Raw genomic sequence first — 15,163 nt, forward strand, 5'->3', positions numbered from 1 at the left:
GGGCATCGTGGAATTCCTGCATGCCCGCCGCCCCTGCCGCCACACGTTCCAACGACCAGCATTCATTGATAAAAAGAGACTGGCGTCCGTGTTCAGTCCTGTTCATCCTCATCATCGACTCTGCGCGAACTTTGATAGAGTTTGCGACGAATGAACAGTTCGACCAGGTTTTTGTCGAGTTTGCCGCGTTGCGCCTCCTCCTGCAGAATCTGCAGGGACTTTTCCAGCGGCACGGCCTGCTTGTAGGGGCGATCCTGTGCGCTCAGCGCGTCGAAAATGTCGGCGATGCACATGATGCGCGCCTGCAGAGGAATTTCCTCGCCGCGCAGTCCCAGCGGATAGCCCGAGCCATCCATCATCTCGTGATGCGCGCCGGCATACTTGGGAATGTTCTCCAGATCTTTGGTGAAGGGAATTTTCCGCAGGATTGCCAGCGTATGCTCGACGTGCTTCTGAATCTCCTTGTATTCCGCCGGGGTCAGATTCCCCTTCACCACCGACAGGTTTTCATATTCCTGCGGGGTGAGATAGTAGCGTTCCTCGCCGTTGCTGTCCACGAAGGTGCGCTCGCCGATGCGGCGCAGGCGCTCGAGCTTGTCGGGCGAGAGATAGCCCGGGATGTTGATGGTGCGCAGAAACTCCAGATCGCTGTCGAGTTCCTTGAGCTGTTCGCCGAGGCGGGCATCGATCTCGCGCATGCGTGCCGCGCCCTCGCCATTCATCTGCACCAGCTCGAATTTCTGTCGCATCGCCTCGATGATCAGGGAGGATTTGATGGCGGTGAAGCGCTCGGCAATGGTCTCCATCTGCGCTTCGTTGAGTTTGGTCATCTTCTCCAGCACCGCCTCTTTCACACCGATCTTGCCGATGTCATGCAACCAGCCGGCCATGCGCAGCTCTTCCAGTTGTTCGGGCGTGAACTGGACGTTGGCAAACACGCCCTCGGTTTCTTCGTTGATGGCCTGGGCGATGCGCAGGGAATACTTGGCGACCCGTCCGGAATGGCCGGCGGTGTGTGGCGAGCGCGAGTCGATGGCTTTCGCGGAATACCGCACCAACGATTTGAACAGCGCACGAATTTCTTCGATGAGCTTGGCATTGCGGATGGCAACCGCCGCCTGGCTGGCAAGCGACAGAATCAGCGTCTCATATTCCTTGCGGAACGGCACCACCCGCCCATTGGCATCCAGCGAGTTGACCAACTGCAGCACGCCGATGATCTGATCCTTGTGGTCCCGCATGGGCACGGTCAGCATGGACTTGCTGCGATAGCCCATGCGCCGGTCGAAATCTTTGTTGAAGCGGTATTCCACCGTGGGCGGGATGTGATACACGTCGGGGATGTTCAACACCTGCCCGGTGATGGCGACGAAGCCGGAGATGCTCTCCTTGGTGAGTGGCACATAGAACGATTTGAAGGGAGGAGCGCCGTTGAGCTTCTTCTCCAGCGATTCGGTCTGCGCCACGAGAAAATTTAGCTTATCGTCTTCCTTGATGTAGAGGCTGCCGCCGTCCGCGACAGTAAAGCGCCGTGCTTCCTTGACGATGAGCTCGAGTAGCTTGTTCAAGTTGTGCTCGCTCGATAAGGCTATTCCGATCTGGTTCAAACGCGCAATTTGAGTTTGCAGATCATCATGATGAGCCAGGTCCGACGTGGCATCAAGGCTGCCCATGTTGCTCCTTTCACAAGTTGTGAGTCCTGATCGTCGGTTGCTATCCTGCGCAGCACACCTGCGGAGAGTGATGTCTCCGGCCCTGCCGTCATGCCGGCCATACATCACGATAAGATTCGGACAACGAATAGAGTTGGTACGGAATGCGGACACACGAAGCGGGTTTTCGCGACAGAACGGGCAAAGATAAAAAAACAACTTTCGAGATGCAAGAGGCAATCCCTCCTGCCCCGTGACATCGTCCGAGGGCAGCACCGCCCTCTCCCGGCCTCCGCCGGTTGCCGGCCGGCCGTCAGGTGCTGCGGCAAAACAAGACACCCGCCAGCGCGGCGCGCTCAGGAATCATCCTCCTCCGGCTCCTGTTGCAGACTGCTGAACATGCGATTCAGCATGTCAGAATAGGTTCGCACCGGCCCGGTTTCATCGCGGCTCAGCATCGAATTCTGATGCAGCCCCTCCAGCACGAATTCCATTCCCACTGCAAGCTGATCCGGCGACAGCTCCCGCGCACCGGGCAGATACTGCAGCGTCAATTCCTTCAATCCGTCCACGCGGTTGAGCGCCCTGACATATTCCTGATTGGAAAGCATGTCGGAGAGGTCGAGCTTGCGGTCGTTCTTGAACCACGCCACGACTTTTTGATACTCACGCCCCCCCTTCTTCATGACGGCATAGGGATCGGGGAAATAACTCAGAAAAACATGTTTGAGCGCCTTGCCCAGCAACCCCTTGCTGACATTGGCGGTGCCCTCCTGCTCGCCTTCGTAAACCAGTTCGATCTTGCCGGTAACTGCAGAGAGGGCGGCATAGAGGTCGCACACCCGCGGCACCAGCTCCTGATCGCCGGTGAGGTAGCTGCGGCGCTCGGCGTTGCTCACCAGATTCTCCAGCAGGGAAATCGTCAGGCGCGCGGAGACCCCGCTCTTTTGGTCGACGAACTCACTGCGGCGCGCCTCCACCGCCACCTGCTCGATCGCCTGGCGCAGAAAATATGCAATCTTGACCGGCAGGCCGTCGCGCTGCACCCACGCCTCCTGGGCGGTGATCTGCATGCCGATCTCCACCGTGCGCGGATAGTGGGTGTGAATCTGCGAACCGATGCGGTCTTTCAGCGGCGTGATGATGTTGCCGCGATTGGTGTAATCCTCAGGATTGGCGCTGTAGACGATCATCACATCCAGCGGGATGCGGATGGGGAAGCCGCGAATCTGAATGTCCTTTTCCTGCATGACATTGAACAACCCGACCTGGATGCGCGGCTGCAAATCCGGCAACTCATTGATCGCGAAGATGCCGCGGTTGGTGCGGGGAATGATGCCGAAATGAATGATGCCCTCATGGGCATAATGCAGCCGCTGTGCCGCCGCTTTGATTGGATCGATGTCACCGATCAAATCGGCGATGGTGACGTCGGGTGTCGCCAATTTTTCACCATAGCGCCGGTCGCGTCCGATCCATTCGATCTCCGCTTCATCGCCGAACTCGTTCACCAACTCCACACCATACTTCGACACCGGCGCGAAGGGGTTGTCGTTGATCTCGCTGCCCTTCAAAATCGGCACGTACTCGTCCAGCAAATCCGGCAGTGCGCGCAGAATGCGGCTTTTGGCCTGGCCGCGCAAGCCGAGCAGAATGAAATCATGACGCGAGAGGATGGCGTTGCACAGCTCGGGAATAACGGTTTCGTCATACCCGATGATGCCCGGGAAAATTTTTTCCCTGTTACGTAACTTCGTCACCAGGTTTTTGCGGACTTCGTCCTTGACCGGCAACACTTTATATCCGGAGGCCTTGAGCTGGCCCAGGGTGCGGATTTGCAACAGCGCTTTGGTGTTCATGGTCTCTTCGTTGCAGATGAAGCTTGCCTCAGGGCGGGCGCATTCGCCGTCATGGAGGGCGCCGGGCATCGACAGGCGGGCGCGCAAATGAACGGCCCAATAATGACGGCAGACGCACCCGCCGGCGCAATGTCAGCGCACATGCCGGCGCCGGTTGCGCAAATAATCGACAAACACGAATTCGCCCAGCCGGTTGAGCGAGGAGAAGTAGGCCCGGCCGCGGTTCGCCTGCGTGAGCTTGTTCACGAAGTCGACCAGCCAGGGATCATCAGCAATCATGAAGGTGGTGATGGTGGTCTTTTCCCGCCGGCACAGGACGGCCTCGTCCAGCGTCTTGTTGACAATCTTGCGGTCCAGGCCGTAAGGGTTCTTGTAGAGGCGACCGTATTCGAAAATGGCGGAGGGTTTGCCGTCGGTGATCATGAAAATCTGCTTGTTGACCCCGCGCTTGCGCCTGAGAATCGCACGCGCAAGCTGCAAACCGGCCCGGGTGTTGGTGTGAAACGGCCCGACGCTCACAAACGGGATGTCTTCCACCTTGACCTCGACTGCCTCATCGCCAAACAGCACGACATGCAGGCTGTCTTTGGGATATTTGGTCAGAATCAACTCGGAGAGTGCAAGCGCCACGTTCTTCGCGGGGGTGATGCGATCCTCGCCATAGAGCACCATGCTGTGGCTGATGTCGATCAGCAGCACCGTCGCGCAGGTGGCGAGATGCTCGGTTTCATAGACCTCGAGATCATCCTCGACAATGCGAATCTGTTCGAGGCCGGCGCGCCGGATGGCGTTGCTGATGGTGTTGGTGAAGTCGATGTTGCCGGGGGCGTCGCCGAAGCGGTAGCGCTTGGTTTCCGACAATCGCTCGATGCCCTCGCCCGATTTGGGAATGGCATGCTGGCCGCCCAGGCGGCTTTTGCGCAACGAGGAAAAAACCTGCTCCAGCGCATCCCGGCGGATGCGCTGGCCGGCATGCCGGGTCAGGCGCAATTCGCGGTTCACTTCCTCCACATACCCCTGCTGCTTCAGCCACTCGATGAAATCGCCCAGCCCCCTGCCCGGCTCATCATCAAACAGCCGGTGTTTCTGATCGAGCCGGGTGAGCCACTGCAACGCCTGGCGCACGTCGCCATCGCTGCGCAGCAGCAACTGGCTGAACAACTTCATCAGATCATCGAAGGTGAGGCGGCTCTTGTTTTGTTCATCGCGCCATTCGGAATAACGGAAGTTCATGACTGCGGTCCTGTTGAGGGTCGCGCCCGGGTGATGTTGCCAAAAGGTCGGCCAATATGCGAATTTGTTCCTGCAAATGCAAGTCCCCGTTGCCCGTCCAAGTAAGCGCCCCGGCAACGTGTGGCGTGGCGCAGACCTCCCTGCCCGCAGACAAGACAAGATGTCTGCGCTGCGGCCCCATACGCAACCGAGGCATGAGGCTTCCAACAATTTAACGGGAGGACTGCCCGGTGGCGGCCGGCTTGCGGAACTGCGAGCGCAGCAGGGCGATACCCGCTCCGGCCATCACCACACCCAGCGCGTCAAACCACAGCGGCTGAAACTCCACCGCGCGATTCAACTCTGTAGTATAGCCCGGGATTTCCCACCGCAGCCAGGAGAGGACAAGCACCGGCAGCGCATTGTGCAGCGCATGCCCAAAAAGACAGGGCACCAGCGAGCGCGTTTGCACAAACCACCAGCCCAAAACGACACCGGCGACCGCCGCACTGAAGAACTGCCAGGGGTTGAGATGAATCAGCGCAAACAACAGCGCCGAAGCCAGCACCGCTTTGCACCTGCCATAGTTGCCGAGCAGGCCGCGCAGAATCAGCCCGCGGAACAAAAATTCTTCGGTCACCGGTGCGACGATCACCAGCGTCAGGACGGTGGCCCACACATTCTTGCCGGGATCAAAAAGCTCCCGCATCAAATCAGCCAGCCAGTTCGGCACCGGCAACACCAGGCGCAGAAGATTGTCGCACTCAGACAGCAAAATGTTCATGCCCAGAATCGTCAGCATCATCGGCAGCCACAGGGAAGCCGCCACCGGTTGCAGCGGGAACAGTTCGCGAAAGCCGGCGCCTGCCTGCCGGCTGCCCCACAGCAAAGTCAATCCGATCGCCACGGTGTTCGCCAGTGCCAGCACCAGCGGCTGCGCCGCCACCGCAATTTGCAGCAAATCGCCAAGCAGACTGATCGGGATGCTCGCCAGCGTGAGCAGGAGAATGACCATTCCCAAAAGCCCGAACGCCTGCGCGAGGTTGGGATAAATTTGCCCTTGCTCCATAAAAATCCCTGCTGGACTGCCACTCTGCTTGCAGGAACTGCGCGCCCGCCTTTTGTCGGTTCGCTTCACCGGGCGGATGCCGCAGGACACGACAAGCGCTTCCACCAATCAAATCATAGTTCGTCTCTGTCCAAGAATGTTCCGCCCCCGGCAGCGCCGGGGTATCCCAAACGGTGACAGGCGCGAGAGCTCCGGGGAATGTGAAGCACCAGCCGGGCCGGAGCAGGAACAATCGTTCAACAGTCAAAGCTTGCGGACAGACACCAGCTCGCTAATCCCGCACCCAGATTTTGACACTTTGTCTGGGCACGGTCAAATCGATGGCTGACAACGGCAGCAGCTCGCTGTCGGGAAGGCCGCCAATACCGCTGGCGTGATCGACACGATCGGCATCCGCAACCAGGCGCCAGCGCGAACGCGGCGGCAACTCCACACCGGAGAAGACCGCATCGACCGTATCGGTATTGACCAGCACCAGCAGCCGTTCACCGATCACGTAGCCGAGCAATCTTTCGTTCTCCGGCAGGAACCATTTGATGTAATCGTCCGCCGGCTTGGTGGCAACCCGGCAGACCTGGCCGTATTTGCTGTTGCGCAGAGCGATCAAGCCGCGCCAGTATTTGTACATGTTGTCATAGTTGCATTTGATCTGACCATTGTCGTCGCCGCGCTGCTTGCCCTTGGTTTCCCATTGAAACTCGTTGGCGGCGCGCAGATTGTAGGTATCACGCTTGCCATGCAGGTAAATCGGGCCGGTGCGGGTGTGTTTGACGACCTCTTCCAGCGGGGCGGCGCCCTTGCTGCGCATGAGTTCCGTGCCGCCATGAATGATGACCGGCCCGAGCGAAGTGAACAACATGGCGGCCGCGATTTTGAAGGGCCCTTCCTCGACACCCTGGCGGCCGTCCCAATCGTGCCGCGCGAAACGGTCCGCCATCGCCCAGTTGTCATGGATGTCGAGATAGTTGATGCCACTCAGCGGCGTGTGCTCGGTCTCGAAGCCGGCTGCCACGGCGAGTTGGGCCTCGGTGCGCCGGCCGTTGCCTCCGGCATAGCCGCGATCGGTGAATTTGTTTTTGGGATTATCCGGCGGGCCGTGAATGGCGTTGCGGAAATCGTCGTCAAAATAGGTGATGGGCGCATCGTTCTTGTACCAATCCCACGCGGGATTGGCCTGAAAGTGGGGATCGCTGGAATCGATCCAGGGTTCGCCGTAGAGAATGATGTCCGGACCCAGCGTCTGGCGCAATGCCAGCAGTGTTTGCTTGTCGGTCAAGCCGGCCAGGTCGATGCGAAAGCCGTCAACGCCGTATTCCTCCACGAAGAACTTGCACTGCTCGATGATCCAGCGCTGCACCATGGGACGGTCTTCCGACTTGGTTTCGTTGCCGAAGACTCCGATGAGCCGCAACTGCTCATCGCTACGGTAGTAGTACTGTGCATCGAACGCCTTGAAGTTGAAAACGAAATCACGCCCATCGATGTTCTCGGCCGTGTGATTGAAGACGAAATCCAAAATGACGGCGATGTCTTTTTTGTGAAAAGCCGCCACCATGTCGCGAAACTGTTCGTTTTGCGCCCCATGATCCGTGCCCTTGATGCGATAGCGGTTTTCCAACGCGAAGAAGTTGGAAATGCGATAGCCCCATTGATAGTTCTCCCGGTTGATGCCGCGTTCGATCATATAGGGGTCGTTCGCAAACGCCTCCTGCCATTCCTCGTCGGGGTAGTGCATGAATTCCTGCACCGGCAGGAGATGCACGGCATTGATGCCCAGCTCGACCAAATGATCGAAACCGATCTTTTCACCCCTGGCATTGCGCAAATTGGGCTCCACCATGCCGGCAAAAGTACCGCGCTTGTTCTCCGCCAGGCCGGTAAGGCCGGTGGTGAAGTCCTGTACGTGGACTTCGTAGGCAATCAGATCAGCCATCTTGGGCCGGCCTTTCGGCAGCGGCGGCGGTGGCGTGACGGGCGCGCAAACCCGGCTGCGGCCCTGGGCATCGACGTTGGCGCGGGCATAGGGATCGTTGACGTGCACCGGCCGCTGCTCAAAAAAATAATTGCCGGGATCACTGGGACCGTGCACGGTGAAATCATAATACTTGCCCACCAGATTCCCCGGCACGCTCGCCTGCCATACGCCCAGGTCGTTTTTCTTCATCTCCAGGATCTGCTCCGCCTCCGAGGTGGGCGTTGCATAGAGATAAAGTTTGACCAGTGTGGCACGCGGGGCAAAGACACGAAAGATGGTTTGACGGGTGGCATCATCGTAAAACGCGCCCAACTTCTCGCTGGAGTAGAGATGGCGGAAATAGCCGGTGAACGAGGCGACCACTTTTTGTCCCAGCTTCACGACGTCAACGTAGTGGACACGTGCCAGATCCAGCGCTGTTTGCACATGCAAATGCAGCTCCTCCGGCCCCACGCGCAGCACCGCCGCCACTGGAATGACCATGCCATCCGCCCGCAGCAGGCGATAATCCGCTTCCTTGAGAGAGGGTTCATCCTTGCTGCCGGAAAGCAACAGTCGCACATAGTGCGGGTTTACCAGCTCGGCGGTCACGTGCAGTCGTTTTTCCCCGGGTTTGAAAACCAAGTTGCCACTCTTTTTGTTCGGTGCGGCCGCCGGCACCGGCAGCCATTCGCCTTCGTCGATCCGGAATTTGAACTGCATTCCGGGCGTCAGTTTCGAGACGGTTGTGCGGGAAACGGCCAGCGTCCACAACGTGGTATCGCTCTGCTCCCGGCGCAGCGCCCACTCCGGATCCGCCATATCCTGGCTCCAGCCGCGCATCTCACCAGTGACTTCTACCCGGACGGGCCTGACCCCGTAAACCGTCTCATCAAAAATGAAAATCACCTCATCGCCGTGGGCGCGATAGCCTTGCAGGCGCTCGGCGGAGGTGAAAGCGGCCTGCGCAGAAAGATGGCCGTGCACCATGAATACGGCAATGAGACAGGTGGAACAACCGAAGATTTTTCGCAACACGACAAAACTCCTCGCGTGAATTGTGCCAGTTTGCCGTATCCGGCAGATGAACATGCAAGATAAAAGAAATTGCCTTTCTGCCAAGTTGATTTTGCGTGTGCCGTCCCTGCCGCGACTGCCCCTTGCATTTATGGGGCAGGGCGATTATGTTGGGAAAAAATCACTCAGAAAACCGGGGCTGCCATGGAAACCACCAGACTTGAAAAATTACTGCGCAGCTTGAACAATGATCCTGCAGATGCTTTCACGCGTTATCTGGTCGCGCTGGAGCTTACCAAGCTGAACCGGACGCAGGAGGCCTTGACACATTTTGAACGGCTGGTCGCCGAGCATCCAGATTATGTGCCGACCTATTATCAATACGCCCGCCTGCTGGAAGGGCTCAATCGCATTCCGGAGGCGATCGCAATCTATCGTGCCGGCTTGCAGGCGGCCCGCGGCGCCGGCAATCACCACGCTGCCAGCGAGCTGCAGGCCGCGTTGGATTTGCTCGAATGACGCACTCGGCAAAAGGTCGTGCACAAATTTCAGTTGCAATTGGCTGTTAATCTTTGCACAATGGCAGCACAGTCTTTGCACAGCATGAGGTGTGTCCGCATTTTCAATCCTCTTCGTGAAAGGAGCCGGCAAATGGCACTCAAAGAGAAGTATCAGGACTTGCTCGACCTGGGGATCAAATTGCAAGTCAAGGATGGTGACGTTCGGGAGGAAGGAGGCAAGTTGTACATCAAAGGCACGACCACGTACCAAATGGAAAAGGATTTGCTCTGGGACAAGATCAAAACCTATCCCAACTGGGAAAACGAGATCGTGGCTGACATCAAGGTCGAGAGAACCGACGTCTATGGGTATTACACCGTAAAATCCGGCGACACCCTGTCAAAGCTGGCGAAGCAGCACCTCGGCGATGCCAAACGCTACATGGAAATCTTCAACCTGAACAAGGACATTCTCAGCAATCCGGATCTGATCAAAGTCGGTCAAAAACTGAAACTGCCGTTCAAATAACAGCCTCTGCGCGCCGGTGCTGCCTGCTGCACCGGTTTGCAGAGAGATTTTCCAGAGCCTGGCAGCCATGCGGCACCAGGCTCTGGCATTTTCGGGCTGCGTTTTGCGCGGGGAGATTCCGGGCAGGTCACGCCAGGCTCATCGGCGCATGGACTGCAGAAAGCCATAAAACGACAATGCAAAACTGATTTGGAATGACGCAAAAGCGGCACCGGAGTAGCGATCATACCGCCGGGCGCGTGCGTAATAACTCTCCCGCAGCACCGGGTCCCCATAACTTTGATACTGCCGGTATGCCTGATCAGCCTCGTGTTTGAAATAGATGGCTGCCACACCGACAGCCAGACTGGCACCTGCAGCGAGGTAAGTCAATCCCAGGTAGCGTACGCGGCGCCGCTCACGCGCGTGGGAGGCCTGCTCGTGCCGGGAGGCAAAGGCGGGGTCTTTTTCAAGGACGAGCTCAAAGTGCCGCACGGGCTCGGCAAGCCCCGCCTCCCCGGGAGGTGGTGCGAGTTCGAGAACGCGGGGATAATATCCCGGCATGACGACTTCCACCGTGGTGCGGGCCTGCTCCGGCAGACGCAAAACCAGCGGTGTCGTGCCTTCCAATTTGTGCTCCCGCCAGACTTCCGCACCGTAAGGGGTGGACGTGATGAAATAGCTGCGATAAAACTCCGCCACCAACGTCACGGTATCACCGGCGGCGAGCGTGACGCGTTGTATCCAGTCGGAAGCGAGCCAGCTCGAGGAATCGCTGCGGCGCACGCCAAACTCATGTTCGCCGGCGGCGACTCGGTAATGATGCAAGGGGGTCACGCCAATTTGAATGTCATCGAGAAAAACCGGCAGGCCGGCATGGCGGGAGAGAATCGAAACGAGCGCGTGGGTGGAATCCGCTCCGGCAAGCTGCGCCGGCAAGTTCGCGACGCTCATGGCAAGCATCACGATTGCCAGGCGGCTGCCGCGCCGCCAGCAGGCAAGGCGCAACGTGCAGCGGCAGGAGTCCCTGTTCGCACAGATCGTGTGCGGCTTGCGGGTGCGAGACCATTGCTTGCAGGAGACCAAGGCTCATTCTCCGCCGGCAGGACGTGATGAGGCAAAGAGGTAAAGCTCACGCTCTTCACTGGCGAGGATCAGATGCCCCTGCCACAAAACGGGATTGGTGCGCACGCGGCCTTCCAGTTCCTGGCGCCAGAGCAGTCCGCCGTCGCCGGCGCGCACCGCATAGAGGTGGCGGTCGAGCGCACCAAAGAAAATGGTTTCGCCGGCAAGCAGAGGCGAGGTGCCAATCACACTGAGCGCGCGGAACTCCCACTTGAGCCGGCCCGAGGCCGGTAGCAGCGCACGCAAGCGGCCGTCAGCGCAGGCCAGCACGAGCAGGCTGTCATTCACCGCGGGTGCAAGGAAGATGCGACCGGGGCTCGTGGCGCGCCACAGAATCTCGCCCTTGACCAAATCCAGCGCGACCACTTGATCCCGCGCCGTGCCCAGGAAAACGCGCCGGCCGTGAATCACGGGCGTGGCCAGCACCGGTTGTTCGAGATCGGTTTCCCAGATCTTCCTGCCGCTCTCGGGCCGCAGGCCGTAAACCATGCCGTTATCGGCAGCGACTACCAGCACGCCTTCACTGAGCGCGGGCGAAGCATGCAATTGGGCATGGGTTTTGAATTGCCAGCGCCGCTGTCCATCGCGCAGGTGGTAGGCATCGACATGCTGGTAGAGCGCGGCGACGAACAGCAGGCTGTCGGCGAGCAATGGCTCGCTGGCGATGTCGCCGGCATCGATTGCCCACCAGCGCCTGCCGCTGGCGAGATCGAAATGGGCCAGCGTGTGCTTGCCATGGCGCATGGCAAGCACAACCGAATTGGGAGTCACGGTGAGCGTGCCGGCATTGCCCTGGGGCAGCTTCCATTTGCGCACGATTTCGCGTTTCTCCAAATCGACCACGTAGATGCGGCCGTCAAGAGTGGGCGCGAACAAAAAACCGCGGCTGACGAACAGATTTTGCGCCGCCGCGGACGAAAGCCGGAAGCGGGCAACCTGCTGCAGGGGCGGGATGAGCGTTTCCGCGCGTGCCGAACTGCGGCGGGCATCAAAGCCGGCGGTACGCCAATCCCCTTGCGGATTGTCCGGCAGACGCAACTGCAGCGGCGCTTTGGAGCAGCCCGCGAGCGTGGCCAGGGCCAGCAAACAGCAAATTGGATGCACTCGCAACATGTTCTCTCTTTCTGCAAGCCCCGGCGTAGAAATCATCGTTTCATTGTCTGTCATTTTCGCCGGAGTGATGACCTCCCCTCCTGCCCCGCGCTCACCGCTTTCGCTCAGAAATCCCACCCGAAGAAAAATTGCTGGTAGACTTTGCGGTCGAGCTGCAGCCGGCCGGGTGCGAGTCCGCGATCGAGGTCATTCCAGTAAAAACGCCGACCGATATCATAGCGCAACACCAGGAAGCCGCCGACGCGCAGGCGCACGCCGAAGCCCGTGCTGCCGAGCAGGCGCTCGAGCTTTTGATCCCAGGCATTGCCAAGATCCACAAACAGGGCTCCGCGAATGGAGCTGAAACCCACGCCGCCAAAGGGGAATGCCACGACAAAGCCGTCGATGAAAGGAAAGCGCAGCTCCTGGCTGAGCAGAAACGTCTTTTGGCCCCAGATGCGCCAGCGGGGATAGAGCCGCAAATCCCAACTGCCGCCCATGAAAAAGGGATAGGCTTCCTTGCCTTGATTGTACTGTGTCTGCAGCCGCAGCGCATAGGCGTTGCGCACGCCGAGCCGGAAGTAATGGCGGTAATCCGCGAGAATGGTGTAGAAATTCACCTTGGAATGGCGCACATCGACCGTGTAACCCAGCGCGAAGTTGAAGCGCCGGCCATCCACCGGCCCGGAGGGGCCCCACAGGGAATTGTCCTTGACGAACGACACAAAATTGGAGACCAGCAGCGCATCGCGCGCCAGCGAGAGGCCCTCCCAGTGTTTGTGGGACTGGCGCACATTGACACTGGCTTCGACACGCTCAAACACGCTGAGCGGATAGCTGAGCGCGCCAAAACCGCCATAGCGCCGTTCGAAAAAGTAACCTTCCGCATAGTTGTAGTAGCGCCCGGCGAAATGATACAGCCCAAAGGCATGATTGGCGCGCCGCGAGAGATCGAAGCGGCTGACCGCGACGTTGAAGCTCTCCAAAAATTCGCTGCGGGTTTGCGCGTTGTTGAACACCAGAAAATGATACTGTTCATTGCCGAGCATGTCCGACATCGCAAGCTGCGCCCCGCCCGCCGCGCCAAAAATGGGATCCTGTGTGATCTGGCTTTGCGCGATATCCAGGCTGAATTTGCGCTTGTAGGAAAATTGCGTCGGCGACATTTCACCGCTGAGCTTGGCAATGGTCCAGGGCGGCCGGCGAACGTGCAGCGTGTCCACTGCCCGGACGGTGGCCTGCTCGAACACCTCCTGCACGTTTTCCAGCTCGCGAATTTGGAAGTTGAAGCGCTCGAAGGCGGTGAACAGCAGGCTGCCCTTGTCGGTCCATTCCGGATCGAAGGCACCGGTGGTGAAACTGGTGAGCTTGCGCATTTCGGCGGCGCCGTTGATGGCGCGGGGATACAACGGCGCGGAAACAGCATCGCCGTTTTTGAAGGGATTGTCGAGGCTGGCAGTGGTGGCCACCTGCATCTCGTTGCCCGGCACCTGCAGCATCCAGAGATTGAAGGCGCCGTCGCGGTCGGAGGTGAACGCCAGCGCCCGGCCGTCGGCTGACCACGCCGGCGCGTAATCGCGATGTTTGCCGTAGGTGACGTATTCGATCTCGCCGCTGCCAAGATGATAGAAAAAGAGATTATAGGCGCCCTGCCGGCCGTAAACCGTGCGGTCGGAAGCAAACGCCAGCACGCGGCCGTCCGGTGACCAGGCGGGATCGCGGTCGTCATAATGGTCGTTGGTCAGTTTGGTCAGCCGCTCGCTGTCGAGATCGAGCAAAAAAAGATCGCGCATGCCCGCGAAACCGGTGGCGGCAAATGCCAGACGACGGCCGTCCGGCGACCAGCTCGGCGAACTCAGGGTGACGAGCTCATCGAATTGATGCCGGCTGACAATTTTCTTCCGGCTCAGCGAATAGATATAGAGTGCGTCATACCCCCGGCTCTTCGAAACGAATGCCAGCAAACCGTGACGGTTGACATCCAGTTTGCTGCGCAACAAATTGAAGGCTTCGAATTCGGTGGTGCGCTCGCCATCCACCAGGGTTTCGGGATGCCCCTTTTCCGCGCGTTCCATGCCGTAGGGCATGCGGTAGATGTTCGAATAACCGACGCGATTGGACAGGAACACGATTTCGCGCTGTTCGCCATAGCAGGCAAAGGCCGGCTTGGTGCTGATGCCCTTGTCGGTGAGGTGGCGGGTGATCATGCCGGGCACATCATGATCCTCCAGCAGCGGGTATTTTTCCTTCTTGAGATGATAGAGCCAGAGCTTGTCGAACTCGCGGTAGTCCACCCCCAGCGTAAGCTTCATGACCTCGGAAAAATTATCGGCCTTCCAGATGTTCTCAATCAACTGCAGCAACTTTTGCTCGCCATAGCGTTCGGCAATGAACTTGCAAATGGCCTGACCTTCCTTGTACATCAGAAAAGTGCCGTAGATGCGATACATCTGGCTGAGCGGCACCAGTTGTCCGGCGAGCACGGCGTCGCGAATGAACATCTCCGCTTCGCTGTCCCAGCCTTCCGACCAATACTCCGCAATGCCTTCGGTGAACCACAGCGGCAGCCCGGCATGCTGGGTGCGTTTATGATCCTTCAAAATGCGGTTGGCCCGGCCGTGTGTGAACACGTGCACCAATTCATGATTGATGACATGTTCGAATTCCGACAGACTGCCGGTGGCTGGAATCACCACGCGACCCTTCAAAAACTCGAAGAAGCCGCCCACCCCCTCGGGAATCAGGTTGGGAATGGTGTTGGTCTGCTGAAAGTGAAAATGATTGGAATAAAAAATCAGCGGAATGGGATGATTGAAGCTGTAATTGGTGAGATTTTCCAGCCGGCTGTAGGCCTCCTCGGCGAAGGTGGCGCCGATTTCCGCCAGCTCACGCATCTCCGGATAAAAATAGATGTCGAAATGGCGGGTTTTGAAAATTTGCCACTCAAAATGATTGTACTGCACCTTGTTGCGGCCAAAGTAATATTGCCCTTCACTCGTGGCCGTCCAGGCCAGAAGGACAAGCAGCAGAAGCAGCCATCTTTTCATGCCACGCTCCGTGGGCTAGCCTGACTTGCGGAGTTGGAAACACTTGCTCTGGCGGAGTCAGTCGGAATCTAGCGTTTGCCGCTAGAGAATCAAGTCAAAACTCTTGAACCGCGTAAAGCCTGAGTTAC

At 58.7% G+C, this 15,163-nt stretch carries 10 protein-coding genes; 2 read left to right on the forward strand and 8 right to left on the reverse strand.

From position 1 onward, the window contains the following. Positions 1-92: 92 nt before the first annotated feature. From ONB52_15485 to ONB52_15505, 5 genes are all read right to left on the reverse strand, one after another. Complete coding sequence (locus ONB52_15485; protein MDZ7417539.1) at positions 93-1,568, reverse strand: HD domain-containing protein; 1,476 nt, start codon at positions 1,566-1,568, stop codon at positions 93-95. Between the two features lie 440 nt (positions 1,569-2,008). Continuing rightward, positions 2,009-3,511 carry a magnesium chelatase gene (locus ONB52_15490; GenBank protein ID MDZ7417540.1) on the reverse strand — a complete coding sequence of 501 codons (1,503 nt, stop codon included), beginning with the start codon at positions 3,509-3,511 and terminating at the stop codon, positions 2,009-2,011. A 132-nt stretch (positions 3,512-3,643) separates the two neighbouring features. Beyond that, positions 3,644-4,744: a VWA domain-containing protein gene (locus tag ONB52_15495; GenBank protein MDZ7417541.1), complete on the reverse strand. Its 1,101-nt coding sequence runs from the start codon at positions 4,742-4,744 to the stop codon at positions 3,644-3,646. Between the two features lie 211 nt (positions 4,745-4,955). Further along, entirely contained in the window at positions 4,956-5,792 is an 837-nt protein-coding gene (locus tag ONB52_15500) for a CPBP family intramembrane metalloprotease (protein ID MDZ7417542.1), read from the reverse strand. A gap of 271 nt (positions 5,793-6,063) precedes the next feature. Beyond that, complete coding sequence (locus tag ONB52_15505) at positions 6,064-8,784, reverse strand: alpha-amylase family glycosyl hydrolase (protein MDZ7417543.1); 2,721 nt, start codon at positions 8,782-8,784, stop codon at positions 6,064-6,066. A 183-nt stretch (positions 8,785-8,967) separates the two neighbouring features. On the opposite strand from ONB52_15505, the gene ONB52_15510 reads away from it, so the two are divergent. Together ONB52_15510 and ONB52_15515 are read left to right on the forward strand one after the other, a co-directional pair. Continuing rightward, a complete protein-coding gene (locus tag ONB52_15510; protein ID MDZ7417544.1) occupies positions 8,968-9,282 on the forward strand; it encodes a tetratricopeptide repeat protein in 315 nt (104 codons plus the stop codon). Positions 9,283-9,414: 132 nt separating this feature from the next. Further along, complete coding sequence (locus ONB52_15515; protein ID MDZ7417545.1) at positions 9,415-9,792, forward strand: LysM peptidoglycan-binding domain-containing protein; 378 nt, start codon at positions 9,415-9,417, stop codon at positions 9,790-9,792. A 138-nt stretch (positions 9,793-9,930) separates the two neighbouring features. On the opposite strand, the gene ONB52_15520 is transcribed toward ONB52_15515, so the two are convergent. From ONB52_15520 to ONB52_15530, 3 genes are all read right to left on the reverse strand, one after another. After that, positions 9,931-10,725: a hypothetical protein gene (locus ONB52_15520; protein ID MDZ7417546.1), complete on the reverse strand. Its 795-nt coding sequence runs from the start codon at positions 10,723-10,725 to the stop codon at positions 9,931-9,933. 135 nt (positions 10,726-10,860) lie between these two features. Further along, positions 10,861-12,009: a PQQ-binding-like beta-propeller repeat protein gene (locus ONB52_15525; GenBank protein ID MDZ7417547.1), complete on the reverse strand. Its 1,149-nt coding sequence runs from the start codon at positions 12,007-12,009 to the stop codon at positions 10,861-10,863. A 104-nt stretch (positions 12,010-12,113) separates the two neighbouring features. Then, positions 12,114-15,035: a BamA/TamA family outer membrane protein gene (locus ONB52_15530; GenBank protein ID MDZ7417548.1), complete on the reverse strand. Its 2,922-nt coding sequence runs from the start codon at positions 15,033-15,035 to the stop codon at positions 12,114-12,116. Positions 15,036-15,163 lie beyond the last annotated feature (128 nt).

The sequence above is a fragment of the candidate division KSB1 bacterium genome (assembly GCA_034506255.1).
GTDB lineage: Bacteria > Zhuqueibacterota > Zhuqueibacteria > Zhuqueibacterales > Zhuqueibacteraceae > Coneutiohabitans > Coneutiohabitans thermophilus.